Source organism: Treponema sp., from assembly GCF_051883275.1.
In the GTDB taxonomy this organism is placed as follows: Bacteria; Spirochaetota; Spirochaetia; order Treponematales; family Treponemataceae; genus Treponema_D.
This window is the reverse complement of sequence record NZ_JBJETK010000046.1, coordinates 1-17,553: the sequence shown is the minus strand read 5'-3', so window position 1 is coordinate 17,553 and position 17,553 is coordinate 1. Positions and strand designations below refer to the sequence as shown.

The 17,553-nt window shown below is 43.5% G+C and carries 18 protein-coding genes; 11 read left to right on the top strand and 7 right to left on the bottom strand.

Annotated features, from left to right (window positions below; all coding sequences use genetic code 11):
- The first annotated feature begins 3 nt into the window (after positions 1-3).
- The 3 genes from ACI4L0_RS06730 (at position 4) to ACI4L0_RS06720 (ending at position 2,677) form a co-directional block, all read left to right on the top strand.
- The gene (locus tag ACI4L0_RS06730; protein ID WP_439799405.1) at positions 4-1,734 is read left to right on the top strand and encodes a cation:proton antiporter domain-containing protein; all 1,731 of its coding nucleotides are present in this window, start codon (positions 4-6) and stop codon (positions 1,732-1,734) included.
- Positions 1,735-1,891: 157 nt separating this feature from the next.
- The gene (locus ACI4L0_RS06725) at positions 1,892-2,128 is read left to right on the top strand and encodes a NifU family protein (RefSeq protein WP_439799404.1); all 237 of its coding nucleotides are present in this window, start codon (positions 1,892-1,894) and stop codon (positions 2,126-2,128) included.
- A 3-nt stretch (positions 2,129-2,131) separates the two neighbouring features.
- The gene (locus ACI4L0_RS06720; RefSeq protein WP_439799403.1) at positions 2,132-2,677 is read left to right on the top strand and encodes an FKBP-type peptidyl-prolyl cis-trans isomerase; all 546 of its coding nucleotides are present in this window, start codon (positions 2,132-2,134) and stop codon (positions 2,675-2,677) included.
- Between the two features lie 90 nt (positions 2,678-2,767).
- Here ACI4L0_RS06720 and ACI4L0_RS06715 read toward each other — a convergent pair whose 3' ends face one another.
- Positions 2,768-3,598, bottom strand: a complete 831-nt coding sequence (locus ACI4L0_RS06715) for a hypothetical protein (protein ID WP_439799402.1) — start codon at positions 3,596-3,598, stop codon at positions 2,768-2,770.
- A 219-nt stretch (positions 3,599-3,817) separates the two neighbouring features.
- On the opposite strand from ACI4L0_RS06715, the gene ACI4L0_RS06710 reads away from it, so the two are divergent.
- The gene (locus ACI4L0_RS06710; protein ID WP_439799401.1) at positions 3,818-4,726 is read left to right on the top strand and encodes a LysR substrate-binding domain-containing protein; all 909 of its coding nucleotides are present in this window, start codon (positions 3,818-3,820) and stop codon (positions 4,724-4,726) included.
- Positions 4,727-4,783: 57 nt separating this feature from the next.
- Positions 4,784-6,361 (top strand): ATP-binding cassette domain-containing protein, encoded by a 1,578-nt coding sequence (locus ACI4L0_RS06705; RefSeq protein ID WP_439799400.1) that lies wholly within the window; start codon positions 4,784-4,786, stop codon positions 6,359-6,361.
- A gap of 182 nt (positions 6,362-6,543) precedes the next feature.
- Here the strand turns inward: ACI4L0_RS06705 and ACI4L0_RS06700 are convergent, their stop codons facing one another.
- On the bottom strand, positions 6,544-6,852 hold the full coding sequence (locus ACI4L0_RS06700) for an isoamylase early set domain-containing protein (protein WP_439799399.1): 309 nt from the start codon (positions 6,850-6,852) through the stop codon (positions 6,544-6,546).
- Positions 6,853-7,471: 619 nt separating this feature from the next.
- On the opposite strand from ACI4L0_RS06700, the gene metK reads away from it, so the two are divergent.
- Both metK and nth read left to right on the top strand, forming a co-directional pair.
- On the top strand, positions 7,472-8,647 hold the full coding sequence (gene metK / locus ACI4L0_RS06695; protein ID WP_439799398.1) for a methionine adenosyltransferase: 1,176 nt from the start codon (positions 7,472-7,474) through the stop codon (positions 8,645-8,647).
- A 2-nt stretch (positions 8,648-8,649) separates the two neighbouring features.
- Positions 8,650-9,300 (top strand): endonuclease III, encoded by a 651-nt coding sequence (gene nth, locus ACI4L0_RS06690; RefSeq protein ID WP_439799397.1) that lies wholly within the window; start codon positions 8,650-8,652, stop codon positions 9,298-9,300.
- On the opposite strand, the gene ACI4L0_RS06685 is transcribed toward nth, so the two are convergent.
- A complete protein-coding gene (locus ACI4L0_RS06685; RefSeq protein WP_439799396.1) occupies positions 9,290-10,480 on the bottom strand; it encodes a hypothetical protein in 1,191 nt (396 codons plus the stop codon). The genes nth and ACI4L0_RS06685 overlap by 11 nt on opposite strands.
- 122 nt (positions 10,481-10,602) lie before the next feature.
- On the opposite strand from ACI4L0_RS06685, the gene glmS reads away from it, so the two are divergent.
- Positions 10,603-12,444: a glutamine--fructose-6-phosphate transaminase (isomerizing) gene (gene glmS / locus ACI4L0_RS06680; protein ID WP_439799395.1), complete on the top strand. Its 1,842-nt coding sequence runs from the start codon at positions 10,603-10,605 to the stop codon at positions 12,442-12,444.
- A 63-nt stretch (positions 12,445-12,507) separates the two neighbouring features.
- On the opposite strand, the gene ACI4L0_RS06675 is transcribed toward glmS, so the two are convergent.
- Entirely contained in the window at positions 12,508-13,335 is an 828-nt protein-coding gene (locus tag ACI4L0_RS06675; RefSeq protein ID WP_439799394.1) for an AAA family ATPase, read from the bottom strand.
- A gap of 428 nt (positions 13,336-13,763) precedes the next feature.
- Here ACI4L0_RS06675 and ACI4L0_RS06670 point away from each other — a divergent pair, with 428 nt between their 5' ends.
- On the top strand, positions 13,764-14,306 hold the full coding sequence (locus tag ACI4L0_RS06670; RefSeq protein WP_439799393.1) for an NUDIX hydrolase: 543 nt from the start codon (positions 13,764-13,766) through the stop codon (positions 14,304-14,306).
- Here the strand turns inward: ACI4L0_RS06670 and ACI4L0_RS06665 are convergent.
- Together ACI4L0_RS06665 and ACI4L0_RS06660 are read right to left on the bottom strand one after the other, a co-directional pair.
- Positions 14,303-14,995: a LysM peptidoglycan-binding domain-containing protein gene (locus ACI4L0_RS06665; RefSeq protein ID WP_439799392.1), complete on the bottom strand. Its 693-nt coding sequence runs from the start codon at positions 14,993-14,995 to the stop codon at positions 14,303-14,305. The two genes, ACI4L0_RS06670 and ACI4L0_RS06665, sit on opposite strands and share 4 nt — an antisense overlap.
- A complete protein-coding gene (locus ACI4L0_RS06660) occupies positions 14,995-15,996 on the bottom strand; it encodes a hypothetical protein (protein ID WP_439799391.1) in 1,002 nt (333 codons plus the stop codon). Before ACI4L0_RS06660 ends, ACI4L0_RS06665 begins: the two co-directional genes overlap by 1 nt.
- Before the next feature lie 346 nt (positions 15,997-16,342).
- On the opposite strand from ACI4L0_RS06660, the gene ACI4L0_RS06655 reads away from it, so the two are divergent.
- Positions 16,343-16,579 (top strand): YdbC family protein, encoded by a 237-nt coding sequence (locus ACI4L0_RS06655; RefSeq protein ID WP_439799390.1) that lies wholly within the window; start codon positions 16,343-16,345, stop codon positions 16,577-16,579.
- A 24-nt stretch (positions 16,580-16,603) separates the two neighbouring features.
- Positions 16,604-17,311, top strand: a complete 708-nt coding sequence (locus ACI4L0_RS06650; protein WP_439799389.1) for a hypothetical protein — start codon at positions 16,604-16,606, stop codon at positions 17,309-17,311.
- A gap of 47 nt (positions 17,312-17,358) precedes the next feature.
- Here ACI4L0_RS06650 and ACI4L0_RS06645 read toward each other — a convergent pair.
- Positions 17,359-17,553, bottom strand: a 195-nt coding sequence (locus tag ACI4L0_RS06645; RefSeq protein ID WP_439799388.1) for a hypothetical protein, incomplete at its 5' end; no start/stop codon positions are given.

Here is a 17,553-nt window from a genome sequence, read left to right as displayed (position 1 = left end):
ATTATGTCTGACCCGCTTGCCCAGGTTCTTCCGCAGGTATTTCATTTTTCACGGCTGCAGGGAACGCAGTTTGTGCTTCTGCTTGGAATCATTATGTTTTTCGGCGCGCTCGGAGGACGCATTTTCCAGAAGCTGAAAATTCCGCAGGTGGTCGGCTATATCGTCATGGGAATTCTGATAGGTTCTTCCGGCTTTCAGATTCTTCGTCTTGAAACAATAATTGCCCTCAGCCCTGTGAATACGGTGGCTCTTTCTCTTATCGGCTTTTTAATTGGTGCGGAGCTGAAGATAGACAGCATAAAAAAATACGGCAGGCAGTTTGTCGGCATTTTGATAGGCGAATCAATAACTCCGTTTTTTGTGGTTTTTTTTCTTGTTTCTTTTGTCGCATATACTTTTATGAAGGACTTTAAGACTGCGGTTTCGTTCGGGCTGGTTCTGGGTGCGATTTGCGCTGCCACAGCTCCGGCCGCAACAACCGATGTGCTCAAGGAATACAGAACGCGCGGTCCTCTTACCACTACAACTCTTGGAATTGTCGCGATGGACGATGCTGTTGCCCTGATTTTGTATGCGGTTGCATCGACTGTGGTTTCTCCGCTGCTCGGTGGACAGGGGCAGTCTTTTGGCGCGCAGATGCTGTGTATTGCAAAGGATATATTCGGCTCTGTGCTTATAGGCGGTGTCTTTGGCGCAGTTGTAGCTTTTTCCGTAAGAAATTTAATGAAGGACGAAGGCCGTGTGCTTTCGTTCGGGCTTGGCGGCATTTTTCTTTCCACCGGGGTCTGTGTGATTCTTGGGCTGGACAATATTCTTGCCGCAATGTCGCTGGGCTTTTTTATGGTGAATTTCGCGCCTGTAAAAACCCGCCCGATATTCACTCTTGTGGAAAAATTCACGCCGCCGATTTATGTTCTGTTTTTTGTGCTTGTGGGCGCAAAGCTTAATATCTGGGTTGTTACCCCCGTTCTTGGAATTCTTGCGGTTATCTATGTTGCCGGAAGAACAATAGGAAAAACTTTTGGAGCCAGGCTTGGCGCCAGAATAACGAAGGCTCCCAAGACAGTGCATGATTTTCTGCCGTGGTGTCTTTTAAGCCAGGCCGGTGTTGCAATCGGTCTGAGCATTGCGGCCAGCAGTGACTTTGAAAATTCCATAGGCCCTTCGATTGTGCTTATAATTACAGCCACAACTTTCATAGTCCAGCTTGTCGGGCCTGTGTGCGTAAAGCATGGAGTTACAAAAGCCGGTGAAGTGGGTCTTGCCGTAACCGAAGAAGATATTTTAAAGTCCTCGCGCGTGGATGAAGTTTCATGGGGAAGCGAAAAGCTGTGCAGCCGTGAAAGCTTTGCAGTTGTAAAAGACACTGAAAAAATATGCAGCATCCTCACAAAATTTGAAACGCACCATAACCAGTCGTTTGCGGTTTCCTCCTCTGAAACAGGAAAACTTGCGGGGATAATAACGCTTGAGCATCTTAAGGAAACGCTTGTCATAGGCGAATTTGCAGATACGCTTCTTGCGGTCGACATAATGGACAAGCCCGTCTGCACATGCCGCCCGGAGGATTTTCTCCCTGATGTTTATAAGAAATTCAGCGACATGGACACTGATTCAATTCCGATTGTGGACTCGGAGGGAATTCCGCTTGGTGTCATGGAAAAAATCGCCGCGGATCATTATCTTCACATGAAGATTTTTGAAATCAACAGCAAGCTTGAATGTATGGCGTAATGAATTTTGTATTCAGCGGAATTTTTTCAAAAGCCTTATTTCTGGGTGTCATTGAATATTTCTTTTAAATTTTGTATCTTTAGGACGTTCTCGGAGATTCGCTTGTGACGATTTTTCGGGATTCCCTTTAGCAAAATCATATTTTCAGAGGTTGAAAATGGCAGACGAAGCTCTTGTTGAAAAAGTGAAGGAAACACTTGATGCGTTTCGCCCGCAGCTTAATGCAGACGGAGGCGATATGGAATTTATTCAGATTGATGATGAAAACAAAGTTCACTTGAAGCTTACAGGAGCCTGCGGTTCATGCCCTATGGCAACAATGACTTTGAAAATGGGAATCGAGCGGTATCTTAAGGAAACCTGTCCGGAAATATCAGAAGTTGTGCAGGACTAGGCGATGACTGTTGAAAACAATAAATATGTTTCTATATATTACACGCTGAAAAATGACAAGGGCGAAATTCTTGATTCTTCCATGGAAGAAACGCTGGACTATGTTCACGGCCGCGGCTATCTTATTTCAGGTCTTGAAAAATGCCTTGAAGGAAAAAATCCCGGCGACAAATTCAGTGCTGTGATTGAGCCTTCTGAGGGATACGGAGAATACAGAAAAGAGCTTGTTGCTGAAGTTGACCGCTCGAATTTTGAAGACGGCGCGCCTGTGGAAATCGGAATGGCATTTCAGGCAATGACAGCGGCCGGCCCTAGAATTGTGCGTGTCACAGCCATAAACGGCGACAAGGTAACTGTTGATGCAAACCATGAGCTTGCCGGTGAAAAGCTCCATTTTGATGTTCAGGTTGTGGCTGTCCGCAATGCGACAGAGGAAGAACTGAATCCGCCTTCTTGCGGCTGCGGTGGAAATTGCGGCGGCTGTGGCGGAGATTGTTCGGATGAAGGCTGCGGTTGCGGTTGCGGCGGTGAATGTAGCTGCGAAAATTAAAGGGAGCCTCTGAAAACACGCTTTAATTTTTTCAAAGGCTCGCTGTTTAAAACTTGTTTCGCAGCGGTTTGTTTTTCCGGCACTTTCTGTCTAGTTGCTGTATGAAAAGTCTTCGATGCGCGAAAGCTCGTTTACTGTTGTTCCGAATTTTTCCGCAACATCATAGTAGCTTATTCTTACAGGGTTTCCAAGGGAGTCGTTCTTGTAAATTCTGCGCTCGGTGATTTTTCCGTTTTCATTGTACACCTGAATTTCTGTAAGGAAATCGCTGGTGTCATAGCGGAATACAATTTTCTTCTGGCAGTTTTCATTTTCGTCCAGAGTTTTTACTTCGGCAATTTTTCCTGTGTCTGAATATGTGTATTTGCGGGCAAGAGCGAATGTTCCGTCTCCGTTGTACTGGATTTCTTCCTCTGGAATTCCGTTGCCGCCGACTTTGATTGTTTGGATTGTGCGCATGAACAGTTTTCCGTCTTTGTCATAATAGCTTTCGGTGCATTTTTCGCCGTCATATTTGTAGATTGTCTTTGAGTCAAGATTTCCGCCGGCATCTTTTACGGTTTCAGACTTGAGCTTTGAATCTTCTCCGTATTCAAATGTGGTTTTCAGCTCGGAGGAAGTTGCGGTGTCGGAATAAATCATTTCTGCAATTTTTTTTCCGTCATAGGAAAATGTGATTTTTGTTGTAAGCTCATCTTTTGCATTGAAAAGGCTGTATTCTGTTTCCCTGCCGTTTTTGAATGTGTGCACTTCCTTTTCTGAAACGGAGCGGAAATAATCTCCGAATTTTGAAGTTACAGAATAAATTGTCTTTGTGTACGAGCTGACATTTCCAGCCGGAATGAATCCTGTTGACTCCGCTTTGGAAAAAGCTGGAAAAGCTGCAAGAACAGCCGCCGCAAAAAAGACAGTTTTTTTCATAAAATCCCCCAAAGATTTGCAATGGCACCCAAGAATATTTCAGTGCCTCCGTCCGCATTGAATCCGCAGACGGTTTTGATTGTGATAAGGAAATCCCGAAAAACAGAAGTTTCCGAAATAACTCTAAAAATTCCATAATCCTTAAAGCTTCTTAAAGATTTTCCAAATTTATTCCTTAAAATTATCGACTAAAAAACAAAAAATTTTTATAGTGAATAAATGGATTTTTTTGAGCTCAAGGCATTTGTTTCTGTTGCAAGGAATCTTCATTTTTCACAGGCTGCCAGCGAGATAAATTTAAGCCCGTCAGCTCTCAGCAGACTTATTTCGCGGCTTGAAGATGAAGCCGGAGCTGAGCTTTTTGACAGGAGCAGAAAAGAGGTTCTTCTTACTGAAAAGGGAAAAGCCTTTCTCGCCTTTGCTTCAAGGTGCATAAAGGAAAAAGAAAATCTTGAGAATGAATTTTCAAGCTGCACTGATACTGTTTGCGGAACGCTCCATGTCTATGCGAGTGTTACGGCCTGCTACACGATAATGCCTCCGTTTATAAAGCGTCTTTCCGCGGAATATCCTCTGGTTCATCTTTCCGTTGAAACAGGCGATCCGGCTGGAGCTGTCTGTGCGGTTCGGGAAGGGCGCGCGGAAATTGCAGTCGCAGCTATCCCTGATAACCGCTCGATGTTTTTTAACTGTATTTCTGTCTGTAGAAGTCCGCTGGTTTTTGCCGCCGCCGTGAACAGTCCGTATGTTGATGTGCAGGGAAGTCCGCAGGATATTGTTTCCACGGTGCCTCTTATTCTGCCCAAAGCCGGTCTTGCGCGCCGCAGGTTTGACTCATGGATAAAGAGCCGGAATGTCCGCCCCGAAATTGCCGCAGAAACGGAAGGAAATGAAGCCGTGATGGCTCTTGCCGCCCTTGGACTTGGAATAGGGCTTGTTCCCCAGATTGTCCTTGAAAACGGGCCGTACAGGGAAGGCTTTGTTTCCCACAGCGCAGGAAATGCTCTTGGGTTCTACGATATTGGATTTATACAAAAGGCGAAGGTTCCGGCGGCTGGAGCTGCAAGAAGGATGCGGCTTGCAGTCGACAGGATTCTTCAGTCTTCAGGGTACAAAGTTTTTCACTGACGGCGGCTTCGCTTTCAGCCAGAAAAACACTAAAACTTGTATTGACAGGAGATGTTTATGGAAAAAGATTTGATTTGTATGCGCGGCTGTCAGGTAAAAAAAGGCCAGGATGTGCTTCTTTCAGGTCTTGACTGGACAATGAAGAGTTCAGAAACATGGCTTGTTATAGGTTCTAACGGCAGCGGAAAAGAAGATTTTATAAAGGCAATGTCAGGCTCGCTTGAAATTTGTCCGGGACAGGAAGGAAAATTTCATTCTGAATTTTCAGGCAGAACGGCGGTTGTTTCCCTTGAGGAAGCTGCAAGGCTCATAGAGGAGGAGCGCGCCCGGGATGAAAGCGAGTACATGGACAAGATAGACATCGGAAGAACCGGCCGTGAATATATATATGAAGTAATCGGCGGCCCCAAAAAAAAGTCAGATCCTCTTCCAAAGGATGCATACCGTCTTGAATCTTTTGCGCAGGTCAAGCTGTGCGGCGTTGAAAAAATTCTTGACCGGGGACTTCGCTTTATGTCGACTGGAGAAATCCGGCGCACTCTTTTATGCCGCTCGCTTTTGTCTGGAGCCAAGCTGATTATTCTCAGCGATCCGTTTGCGGGGCTTGATTCCGTTTCAAGGAATATTCTAATGGAATTTTTCAATATGCTCTTGAAACGGCAGTCGGAAAATTCCGGCGGAGAATTTCCCGGCATAATTTTGTGCATGGAGCGTTTCAGCGAAATTCCGGAGCAGATAAACAGGGTGCTTGAATTTTCCGGCAGGCGAATTTCCTTTCAGGGAACGCGCAGTGATTATGAAAAGCGGCTTTCACTTCAGGCTGAAGAAAAAAATGCTGTGCGCAAAAAGGAAATGGAGGAATTTCTTTGCGAGCTGAAGCGTATCAGGGCAGAAAACAGCGCGGCTCTTGATTCAAGCCCGTTATCCTGTGTTCCTGAAAGTCTTGTGCGCTTTGAGGATGTGAATGTGGGCTGGGACGGAATCAATGTTCTTGAAAATCTCAGCTGGGAAGTGAAAAAAGGCCAGCATTTTCTTGTGCGCGGCCCCAACGGTTCAGGAAAGACAACTATAATGGAGCTTATAACGGGCGACAATATGCAGGTTTTCCGCGAGAAAATTTTTTTGTTCGGAAAGCGGCGCGGCTCGGGGGAATCAATCTGGGATATAAAAAAGCATCTTGGAATTGTAAGCTACAGGCTTCATGTTGAGTACAGAATGGTTGGAGGCACGAGCCTTCAGAATGTCATTGTGAGCGGATTCAAGGACAGCATCGGGCTTTATGAGCCTGCCAGTGATTTTGAGCTTGCGGCGGCAAAAGCGTGGCTCAGGCTTGCAGGTTTTTCCGGGCGTGAAAATGAAACATTCGCTTCGCTGAGCTATGGAGAGCAGCGCGCTGTTCTGATTCTTAGGGCTGCTGTAAAATCTCCGCATCTGCTTATACTTGATGAGCCTTGCCATGGTCTGGATGAAAATTTCCGGGAAAAAATCCTGGGGCTTTTGGAAACTATTGCGGAAACGGGAACAACAACTCTTCTTCATGTAACCCATGAGCCTTCTGAAGTTCTTGCCTGCGAAAAAAATATACTTGAGCTGCTTCCGGGGCAGTCTCCGATGTATAAAATTATATGCTCCTGATTTCGAGTTAGATAAAAAATAGCTGGCAAAACCTCAAGGCAATAAAGTTGCCCCGCTCACAGTTTTGTCTTGGAATTATTGTCCTTGCCGCTGTGTAAGTTTCTTTTGAATTGCGGATAAAAAACTCCGCCCGAATTTTTATTCCAGGCGGAGTTTGTGAGTTCTGTAAAAAATCAGCCGGCTTAGCAGATTACAACAGAATTGTCTGTATGAGAGAAAGGAGCTGGAATATACTTGTCAGCGGCCCAGTCATTTTCCCAGTGCTTGCCGTCAAGAAGATAACGGAACTGATATTCTTTTCCTGCTTCAAGCGGAATCTTTACAGAGAAAGAGCCATCCTTGCCTTTCTTTAACGGAGTTTCAGTGCTGCTCCAGCTATTGAAGTCTCCTGCGATTGAAACTTTTTCTGCGCCGTGTGCTGCTTCCTGGGAAACAGAGAATGTTACGTTGCAAATTTTTTTGTCTTTTGAATAAGATTTTTTCAATGACATTTCAAATCTCCTAAATAAAATAAGGAATTATTATAAAAAAATACAAGGGTAATATCTAAAAATTCATTTTAAATGATTTTTTAGACTTTCCTGCGGATTTTAAGAGGTTGTAACAACACAGCTTAAAACACCGCATTTTTAGAAGCGCCCCGGAGAACTGAAGTTTTCCAAAGTTTCTATAATTTTCACTGATGAAAAAAACGCACATACATGCTTTTTTTTCTTTTTTCAATATAAATATATTATATAATATTTAAGATGAATTCAATAATATTTGGTTAAAATAAGGTTATTTACACGAAAAAGTGAAACGTTTCACTTTTAGAAATCTCTGGAAATCTGTTTCCAATGACTTTTTTTGCGGCGAAAATTCAGTTTTCTGTATATTGCTTGTTTTTTTCCTTTTGATTATATTAAGGGAAAGTTTTCTATAAAACTGTTCGTTCGCACGGACGAATTATCCAGCCTGAAAGCCTAAGGCTTTTTCGCTGTGTAAAAAAAGCTTTGGGAACATTCGTTTTTGGGGCTTTGTCAAATCTATGTATCCGCTGATTTATCCAAATTGCAGGCGGAAACAGTTTCGATATGAAACTGAAACATGCTAAACAGGAGGCTCTGCATGAGCGCTGTCTTAAAAGAACACAGTCTTTTTACTTCGGAATCTGTTGGCGAAGGCCATCCAGATAAAGTTTGCGACCAGATTTCAGACGGAATTCTTGATGAATGTCTTCGTCAGGATCCGGAAAGCCACGTGGCGTGTGAAACTTTTGCATCTCAGGCGCTTATCCTTATTGGCGGCGAACTTTCCACAAATGCCTATGTAGACGTTCAGAAAGTCGCCTATGATGTTGTAAAGAGAATCGGCTACACAAATCCGGATTATGGTCTGGACTGCAATTCAATGGCCGTGCTTAATATGATACATTCCCAGTCAGCGGATATAAACCAGGGTGTTATAGGAAAGGGCCTGGAGGAATTCAAGGGACAGCAGGGAGCCGGAGATCAGGGAATGATGTTCGGATTTGCCTGCAAGGAAACTCCTGAGCTTATGCCGGCTCCGATTATGTTTGCTCACAGGCTCATGCGCCGTTCAGCAGAGCTTAGAAAAAGCGGAGAGGTTGCATGGATGCGCCCTGATTCAAAGAGCCAGGTTACAGTTGAATACGAAGGCCATCGTCCGGTCAGAATTGATACTGTTGTTATAAGCCAGCAGCATGATGCGGGTATAAGCCATGAAGAGATAAAATCAACTGTAATGGAAAAAATAATAAAGCCGACGCTTGATTCTTCCGGGCTTTTGGATTCAGATACAAAATATTTTATAAATCCTACTGGACAGTTTGTTATAGGCGGGCCTGTCGGGGACACAGGACTTACCGGGCGGAAAATAATTGTTGATACATACGGCGGAATGGGACGTCACGGCGGCGGCGCCTTCAGCGGAAAGGATCCCAGCAAAGTTGACCGTTCCGGCGCATATATGGCAAGGTATATTGCAAAAAATATTGTAGCCGCGGATTTGGCGGAGCGTTGCGAAGTTCAGCTTGCCTATGCTATTGGAGTTCCTTTCCCTGTTTCTATTCTGGTGGAAACGTTTGGAACCGGAATTGTTCCAGATTCCCGGATTGCACAAGCCGTGAAAAAAGTCTTTGACTGCACTCCTGCTGGAATAACAAAAACTTTCAACCTTAAGCGGCCTATTTATTCCAGGACAGCTTCATACGGACATTTTGGCAATTCAGAATTTCCGTGGGAGCAGACAGACAAGGCAAGCCTGCTTAAAAGAGAATTCTAGCTTTGAAGCTTTTATCTGCGGAGAAGATTTCAGAAGTTTTTCTCCGCTTCCAGAAGAATAATCCGTCGCCTGCCTCTGAACTTGTTGCGCCGAATTCCTTTTGTCTTTTAGTCAGCGTTGTGCTTTCTGCCCAGACAACAGACAAGGCTGTCAACAAGGCGACGGCTCCTTTGTACAAGGTGGCTTCCACTCCGGAGCAGATGCTTTCGCTTGGGGAAGAAAAAATACGGGATTTTATAAAGTCAATCGGGCTATACAGAAACAAGGCAAGGCACGTTGTTGAGCTGAGCCGGATTCTTGTTGAAAAATTCAACTCCGAAATTCCTGACACCAGGGAAGTTCTGGAGTCTTTGCCGGGTGTGGGAAGAAAAACTGCAAATGTTGTTTTGAATGTAGTGTATCACCAGCCGACCATGCCTGTAGACACGCATCTTCTGAGAATCTGTCCTAAAATCGGTCTTGCGGAAGGCTCTACTCCGCTTGAAGTTGAGCGTTCTCTGCTTGAGAGAATTCCTTCCGAATTTATGATGCACGCCCATCACTGGCTTATTCTCCACGGCCGCTATGTCTGCACGGCAAGAAATCCCCGGTGCGCGGATTGCCCCATAAGCGATTTGTGCCTTCATAATGAAATTCTTCCGCCTACCAAGTGAATCCTATTCCAGCAGTGTATGAGCTGAAATTTTCAGGTGAATCGTCTTCCGAAGCCTGGACGTTGTTTCTGTGGTTGTAGTTGTATTCAAGGTTCATCATGAATTTTCCAAGTATCAGGTCTATGCCGGTTCCTGCCTTCAGGATAACGCTGTCATCTGTCTGTGCATGAGCGGCGACATGCGCGTATGGCCGCAGAAAACCCTTGATGTTGAAATTCGCCCCGAGGCTTCCTCCGAACGAATAAATGGCAGGCTCTTCGTCCCCGATAGAAGGAAGGGAAATTCCTGCGGAAACTCCGGCAAAAATAAATTTTCCAAGCCCCAGGGAGAGCGTTCCGTACATGTTTTCTATTGTATATGAAGTCAGCTCTGAAAAAGAAAAATTCAGGTTGTCTGCTGCTGTTTCTGCGCTTATATAAAATGCGCGGCGGCCTTTTTGCTTTTCAGAATTCGCTCTCTTTTTTTCTTTTTCCTGGGAGGCGGATTTGCTTTCGTTTTTAAGGATTTTTTTTATCTGCGCGGAATTTTCTGCAAGCTGTTTTGCTGTTCTGAATTCCCTTCTTTCAGAAACCTGGAAAATTTCCTTGCTGTCGGTTTCGTCAAGTGTGATTATAGGGCGCGGTCTTTTTGAATTCTTGTATATTTTCAGCGCAACAGGTTCAAATCTGTATTCCGCCGGCCCCTGCCAGTGCGACACTTTGAATGTGAGCTCCGCATAGAAAAATTTTTCCCCTGCGCGCAGCCGGCTTTCATAGTCGTTTATGTAATATTCGTAGTTGCGCCGCTGGTATTCGGTCATCTCGGATTCGGGGATGTATTTTTTTTCCATTGCATCGGAATACAGTATATCGATGCTTCTTTCGTAAGTTATTTTTCCGTCGAAAAAGCTTCCTTCAAGTTCGGCAGGCCATTTTGTTTCAAGAAGACTGTACTCGCCTATGTGCAGTGAGATTTCTCCGTCAAGCGATGTGGCAGTGTATTCTTCCCCCTCAAGAATCTGATAAAGAAGATTTAAAGTCTGGTTTTCTTCATCTGAAAAAAATCCGTCTGCGCTCGCATTTGAAATGCCGGTCTTGAATTCCTCGATAACTGAAATTCTGTCCTGCGCATCCTTTAATGTGGCGGCAAAAATTGCTGCTGAGAAAACTAGCACTGCAAAAAAGACAAGGAATTTTTTCATTTTATCCGGCTTTCCTAAAAAAATAATTATAACGCATTATAAAAGCTTTGTGCTATACAGCATTTTTACGAATTTTATATGTTCTACTTTTTATTTTATATGAAATTTATTAAAATGGCTCTATGTGTGGAATTGTAGGATATATCGGTAATAAGAATGCGACACCTGTTTTGGTGAATGCACTGAAAAAGCTTGAGTACCGTGGGTATGACAGCGCGGGAATTGCCGTTTTTACTGGTCAGGATATTTTAGTCCGCAAAGTGAAAGGCGCTCTTAAAATTCTTGAAGAGAAAATAGCAGACGAAACAATAGAAGGCTCGCTGGGAATAGGCCATACAAGGTGGGCGACACACGGAGAGCCTAGCGACATAAATGCCCATCCGCACCTGAATGAAAATGGAACTATCGCAGTGGTTCATAATGGAATCATTGAGAATTACATAAAGCTCAAGAACTGGCTTCAGGGCGAAGGCATTGTGTTTAAAAGCGAAACTGACAGTGAAGTTGTGGCTCATCTTGTGAATTACTATTACAATGAGTCGCTCGATATTTTTGAGGCTGTAAAATCCGCAGTGAACCGTCTTGAGGGAAGCTATGCGCTTGGTGTTATATGCAAGGATTTTCCTGACAGAATTGTTGCCGCCCGCAAGGAATGTCCGCTTATTGTGGGGCTCGGCGAAAATGAAAATTTCATTGCAAGCGATGTTCCGGCTGTTCTTGAGCATACCCGCAATGTCTGTTTCCTTGAGCAGAATGAAATTGCGGTTTTGTACAAGGATCATGTTGATTTGTTCGATGAAAATGGAAGCCGCATAATAAGACAGCCGTTTCATGTTGACTGGGATATTTCTTCCGCGGAAAAAGGCGGATATGAGCATTTTATGCTTAAGGAAATTCATGAGCAGCCAAAAGTTCTTACAGACACTATGCGCCCCCGCCTTGTTTATGAAGATGGAGTTCCAGCTGATATAAAATTTGATGAAATTTGCTTTGATAAAAACTGGAAGGATGCAAAGCGTATTGTGATTGTTGCCTGCGGAACGGCATACTATGCAGGAATGGTTGCAAAATATGCATTTGAGCAGCTTGCCCGTATTCCGGTTTCTGTGGATGTGGCAAGTGAATTCCGCTATAGAAATCCTATCCTTTGCAAGGATGATGTTTTTATTGTAATAAGTCAGTCAGGGGAAACTGCTGATACTTTGGCGGCAATGCGTCTTGCCAAGCAGCGGGGTGTCCGCGTTACAGCAATTACAAACTGTGTCGGCTCTACAGTGAGCCGCGAGGCTGATGATGTGATTTACACCTGGGCCGGTCCAGAAATTGCAGTTGCCTCAACAAAGGCTTATACGGCGCAGCTTATGTGTCTTTTTCTGCTTGCCCTGAAAACTGCCGCCGTAAAGGAAACTATATCCGTGTCTGATTACAGACATTTCCTTTCTGAACTGAATTCTGTCCCTGAAAAACTCCAGCAGATTCTTGAAGATAAAGTTTCTATTCAGAGATTTGTTTCCAAAAATTATAATAAGCAGAAAGTGTTTTTTGTCGGCCGCCAGCATGACAGCGCAACCAGCCTGGAATGTGCCCTCAAGCTGAAAGAAGTAAGCTATATGCACAGCGAAGCTTTTGCAGCCGGAGAGCTCAAGCACGGTCCTATTGCTCTTATTGACACAGATACGCTTGTTGTTGCAATAGCCACCGCCCCGGAGCTTTATGAAAAGCTTGCGAGCAATATCATTGAAGTGAAAAGCCGCGGCGCAGCAACTTTTGTTATTACACAGGACAAAAGCGATGCTTTCAAATCTGCCGCAGATGAAATTGTGCGGATTCCATCCACAGAAGATTTCTTTGAGCCGATGCTTTCAATAGTTCCAGCCCAGCTTTTTGCATATTACTGCGCTGTCCACCGCGGAAACAATCCGGACAAGCCCCGCAATCTTGCAAAATCTGTCACAGTTGAATAAAAAAAATCCGTCTGCTTTGCAGACGGATTTTTTATCAGCGGAAAACTAAATTTCGCCGGTGTATTACTGGCAGGCTTTAAAATCCTGTACAATGTTTATTGCAGACTTTATGCTGAGGCTCGGAAGAATTTTTGCAGAAAGAGTAATTGCTCTGTCTACTACAGCCCGTGAGTCTGCCACTCCCTGCAATGTTATAGAAGTGCCCTCGTCGTTGATGATAGCGCGCAGGAAATTTATGTTCAGCTTGTATTCAAAAAGCAGCTTGTTCGTCAAATCCTGTGCCTTCAGTAAATTTTCAATGCGCTTTTTTCCCCTGGCTTCTTTTTCAGGAGTTGAAAAATGCTTTACGCAGCCCACAATCTGATTTGCAACCTCTGTCTTATCAAGAAGTCCTGTGTTTATTGTAAGCAGATAGTGGCTTGCATCTTCGTTATTCACATTGAAGAAGCTTTTGTGGAATCCCTGCCTGTTGGTGTCGCTTTCTGTTATCCGTGCGAGAGCCTGTTTTTCAGTCCAGTTGAATTCTTTCTGAAGCCGCTGAATCCTTATGGATTCCTTTGCGACGAATCTGATTGAAATCAAATTCGGAATATCTTCAAGTATTACAAATGCGCCCCGTCCTATCAGAATGCAGTTTTCCTTGCTTGCCGCTTCAAGAACTGCATATTGCAGATAATTAAGATATTCGTCACGTCCTTTGGCCAGGCTCGCGAAAAATCCTGGTCTCCGTTCGTCGTATTTTTCCATTTTTTCCCTTGGAAATCCAAGTTCTATGATTCTGTTTTCTATTTGCTTGCGGGAGCAAAAAGTATAGCCGAGCTTTTCTGATATTTCAGAAGCTATCTCATCACCAAGGGCAGCCACCTGTCTTGAAATTGCAACAATTGCCATAATGCACCTCCTATTTTTAACTTAAAGCTTGCTGTGCAAACTTTTTTTATTGAATTGTAAATCCTAATTTTCTAAAGCCGAAGCTTTTCCAGCATGCAATTTTTATGAACCCTGAAAAATTTTTCTCAAGGAAATTTATTGTTATTAGCACTGAAAAATCGATTTTATTTTCAGTGTTTTCCTAAAAGTGCGATGTTTTAAGGCGCGGTGTTGGAACGCTTAAAACCTGCGGACATCCACAAAAAATCACTGAAAATAATTTTTTTATAAATGCCCTTGTATGGTTTTATTATAAAGCCCTTTCATTAAATTTGCAATTTTTATATAAGGGAATATACGGAAAATTCAGCCTTCGGAGCGTGGAAAATGCGGGTGTTCCGGACGCTGGCTCATTGATAAAAAATCAGAATATTTTTACTATAGTTTACATGAATGACAGCGAACTTATATGGCATGAAAAGTCCCGGACTGAAGTTTTCCGGACACCGGTTTTTACTGTTACAGAGCGGACTTCTGAAAGCCCTGACGGACGGCGGGGAATTTATATTGTGAATGAAGCGCCGGACTGGGTGATTGTAATTCCTGACACAGGCGAAACTTTCCTCATGGTGCGGCAGTGGCGGCATGGCGAAAAAGCCCTGAGCATTGAATTTCCCGGCGGTGTAATAGACAAAGGGGAAGCTCCGCTTGAGGCCGCCAAAAGGGAGCTTATGGAGGAAACAGGAGCATCTGCGGGAAAGCTGACTTTTCTTGGCTCTATGAATCCAAATCCGGCTCTTTTTTCCAATCATGTGCATGTTTTTCTTGCCGAGGATTTGAAATTTTCAGGAAAACAGGATTTGGATGAAGATGAATATGTGAACTATATGCCGGTGCTGAAATCTGAAGTGCTGAAAAAAATAGGCAGCTGGGAATATTGCCATGCGCTGATGGCTTCCGCAGCTGCCCTTTATATGGCGGCGAAAATTTAGTGTTTCTGGAAAGGCTCGTATTCCTTGTCCGGGCTGTAGATTCCGTCGCGGTATTCTCCTGAAATCGAAGGAATTTCCATCTTCATTCCTGGAAGAATCAAGTTGGGATTCTTTGGGTTTGGAAGTGAATTCTTGTTTGCTTCATAGAGATTTTCCCACAGGTAAGGATTGTTGTAAACATAAGGTCTGCCTGAAATATTCCAGAAGCAGTCTCTGTTTGAATCCCATGGTCTTACAATGTAGTATTTTGGGAGCGGTGTTATTTCCTTTATTTCTGCCAGTGCATCAATAACCTGTTTTGCATAGCTTGATGTTGCATTCCAGTCTTCCTTTGCAAATGCATCTTCCGCCTGTGCAAAAAATTTCTGCGCGCTGTTATATGCAATCGGGAAATTTTCTTTTCCGTGAATGCTTTCAACGTAAGCGAGCCTGTTTTTTGCAAGAGCAAGATTTTTCTCTGCATTTTCCCTTGCAAGCATGTGCTGTATGTATGAGTCGGAAAGCTCTGCATTTTCCTTTGCCTTTGCGGCATACTCTTCAGCAAGAACATATTCTCCTGCGTCCAGGGCTCTTTCAGCCTTCTGTGTGTACTCTTTTGCAAGTTTCTGGTAAGTATTGTTTGTATAGCTGGCGGCAAAAACTGAAATTCCAAGGAAAGATGCGATTGTGCAGGCAAGTAACTTTTTCATTATTCGGCCTCCTGTGCAAGCTCTTCAATTGTTTCTTCGATTTCAACCTGTGAATTTTCTGCCTTTGTGAAATCATCTTCCTCAAGAAGCTTTGTGTCCTCTTCCTCGATTCCTTCCACTGGCTCGTTTCCAAGAGGTTTTTCCTTATCTGCTAATTGTGCGTTTGTCTCGCTTTCCGCAACACGCTTTTTTGCCTCATCAATAGCAGCCTGTGCCTGCGAGCGCGCTTCCAGAACCTGAGTGTAGAGATTTGTGAATCCTTCCTTTGCTTTCTTGTAATTTTCAAGAGAGCCTTCAGGATTTCCTGTGACGTAGTTCTGATCTCCAGTTTTGAAGTTTCCGACAAATTTATCATATTCAGCTTTTCTGGAAACAGAGCACTTTATGCTGTCAGCATTTTTCTTTGCCTTGAAAGCCTCTACGCGCTCTGCCTGTGCAAGCGACTTGTATGCGGCCTTGAGCACCAGAGTCATTTTTTCATCCGCAGACAGTGCCTTGCTGTTCCATTCGCTTCCGTAATCCTTGGAACCTGCAAGCTCTTCAATAAGGGAAGCTCCCTCGTTGTATGTGTTCTGTGCATAAGATGCAAAGCCGTTCTCATCGATTTTTGCTTTCTTTGAAACTGCATCTGCATAAGCTTTTAAAGCCTGGTAGCGCGCCAGAAGATCTTTCAGTCTTGCCGAAACATCTTCTCCTGAATCCATTGCTGATTTTACAGCGGAAAATTCTTCTTCCGCCGCATTGAATGCATCCGGGCATTTTTCCTTTGCGCCTGCATTTATTGCATCCTGGCGAGAAGCTTCAATTTTGCTGAACGTGGACTTGTTCAGTTCTGAAATATCCTCAGAAGATTCCACGTCCTTGGTCTGTGTTTCCTCTGTATCCTGTTGAATAATCTCTTCTGTAATCTCAGGCTCTTCTTTTGGTGTTGAGCCGCATGAGGTTAATGCGAAAGGTATGACTGCAATCGCCGCAGCCAATACAAGTTTACTTTTAATCATCTTTCCTCCGTAATAAAAGTAAAGGCCATCTCGGAAAAACACAGTTTTTTGAGATTCCCTATTGATAGAATATAATATAAATATATACTACTAATTATATTTCGGCAATAAAAGCGGCAGGTAAAAGAGCGGTTTGTTAAAAATCGTATTTTCCGCAGATGTTTTGCATGACAAAAAACTGAATCGCGGTTAATATTTATTTTATTGAAATCTTGGTTATGCTGGAATTTGCCGGGATTTCCTCGAACAGCTGAGGTTTTTCGGGACTTCCCGCTGTAACTTTTTATTGCGTGTTCTGTTGTTTTCTATAACAAAGGCAGAATTGCAGGTTTTTACGGAGGATTTTATGGCAATGTCTGAAGGATTTTCTCCGCCGGATATACAGAAAAGCATAGGCGTGCTTTCCACTTCAAAGTCCGGCTGGAATCTTGAGTTGAATTTTGTATCCTGGGGCGGCCGACCGGCAAAATATGACATACGCTCCTGGGATTCCGACCATCAGAAAATGGGAAAAGGTGTGACTTTCACAAAGGAAGAGCTTTCTGCTCTTAAAAATCTTTTAAATGAAATGCAGGATCTTTGATTTGGCTTTAGGGGGAAATTAAAAATGAAAAAACTGATTCTTTTTGTAATGCTTGGAGCTGCGGCTTCTTCTTTGTTTGCTGCGAGAACTCCGCGCGTGAAGGATGAAATCGAAACTGTAAAAATGGGAAAATTTGATCCCGTTGAGCTTGGCTCCGGAACATTCAGGCTGAAAAAAATTCTTAAAAACGAACTTGAGGCCAAGGATTTTTCCGTGATGCTCTATCCGAAAAACGGCACAGCGGGAATTGTGTATAAAAACACTCCGAATAAAGAGAGGCTGCTCCTGGACAAGGATGCGCGGAAGGCTGTTATAAATTCATATAATGCATATTTGAAGGACTTTGAGGAAAAAAAATTAGACAGAAAACAGAATAAATACAAGGCTATATACGAATATGCCCGCGCCAAAGTTGAATGGGGGCCATTTCAGTTTTCTTCCTATGCTGATCCAAAAATTTCAATGGGCTATGTTTTTGTTGGAAAATCGCCTTATTTCTGTATAAAAATACCTTCTACAAAATCATCCCAGAAAAAAGGTGATGTCCAGATTGAATACGGCGGAAATCTTCTGTATTTCACTAGGGCTCAGGCAAAGGATCTTGTCGATGCGTTGTCGGATGATGAAATTCAAAAGGCATTAAGTGCTCAGATAGTTGAGCTTCCAAGCGATGATGTTTATGACAGCGGGGACTACGAAGAGGCTGACGAAGGAGATTACGAAGAAAATTAGCGGGGCCGAAATTTTCCTGGAAAAAAAATTATTTTTTTTAATTTTAGCTATTGACAATATTTTTTTAGAACAGTATAGTCTATCTCACCCTTTGAAAACAAAGCGGTGTTTTTATGAATCTTAAGCAGTAAAAACTGTGTTTTTATAAAGTCGTTATTTGACAGTTTAAGGGAAGGAAAGAAGAAAAGACAGCAGAGAAGGCTTTTCCTGTTTGGGAAGAGCCTTAGCGCAGGAGAGAGGAG

Excerpts from the sequence above, each read along its gene's own strand:
- ACI4L0_RS06670 (WP_439799393.1), top strand. The coding sequence starts at position 13,764 with ATGAATGACAGCGAACTTATATGGCATGAAAAGTCCCGGACTGAAGTT.
- ACI4L0_RS06660 (WP_439799391.1), bottom strand. The coding sequence starts at position 15,996 with ATGATTAAAAGTAAACTTGTATTGGCTGCGGCGATTGCAGTCATACCT.
- ACI4L0_RS06650 (WP_439799389.1), top strand. The coding sequence starts at position 16,604 with ATGAAAAAACTGATTCTTTTTGTAATGCTTGGAGCTGCGGCTTCTTCT.
- glmS (WP_439799395.1), top strand. The coding sequence starts at position 10,603 with ATGTGTGGAATTGTAGGATATATCGGTAATAAGAATGCGACACCTGTT.
- ACI4L0_RS06720 (WP_439799403.1), top strand. The coding sequence starts at position 2,132 with ATGACTGTTGAAAACAATAAATATGTTTCTATATATTACACGCTGAAA.
- ACI4L0_RS06710 (WP_439799401.1), top strand. The coding sequence starts at position 3,818 with ATGGATTTTTTTGAGCTCAAGGCATTTGTTTCTGTTGCAAGGAATCTT.
- ACI4L0_RS06725 (WP_439799404.1), top strand. The coding sequence starts at position 1,892 with ATGGCAGACGAAGCTCTTGTTGAAAAAGTGAAGGAAACACTTGATGCG.
- ACI4L0_RS06705 (WP_439799400.1), top strand. The coding sequence starts at position 4,784 with ATGGAAAAAGATTTGATTTGTATGCGCGGCTGTCAGGTAAAAAAAGGC.
- ACI4L0_RS06730 (WP_439799405.1), top strand. The coding sequence starts at position 4 with ATGTCTGACCCGCTTGCCCAGGTTCTTCCGCAGGTATTTCATTTTTCA.
- ACI4L0_RS06655 (WP_439799390.1), top strand. The coding sequence starts at position 16,343 with ATGGCAATGTCTGAAGGATTTTCTCCGCCGGATATACAGAAAAGCATA.
- ACI4L0_RS06685 (WP_439799396.1), bottom strand. The coding sequence starts at position 10,480 with ATGAAAAAATTCCTTGTCTTTTTTGCAGTGCTAGTTTTCTCAGCAGCA.
- ACI4L0_RS06715 (WP_439799402.1), bottom strand. The coding sequence starts at position 3,598 with ATGAAAAAAACTGTCTTTTTTGCGGCGGCTGTTCTTGCAGCTTTTCCA.
- ACI4L0_RS06665 (WP_439799392.1), bottom strand. The coding sequence starts at position 14,995 with ATGAAAAAGTTACTTGCCTGCACAATCGCATCTTTCCTTGGAATTTCA.
- ACI4L0_RS06700 (WP_439799399.1), bottom strand. The coding sequence starts at position 6,852 with ATGTCATTGAAAAAATCTTATTCAAAAGACAAAAAAATTTGCAACGTA.
- ACI4L0_RS06675 (WP_439799394.1), bottom strand. The coding sequence starts at position 13,335 with ATGGCAATTGTTGCAATTTCAAGACAGGTGGCTGCCCTTGGTGATGAG.
- metK (WP_439799398.1), top strand. The coding sequence starts at position 7,472 with ATGAGCGCTGTCTTAAAAGAACACAGTCTTTTTACTTCGGAATCTGTT.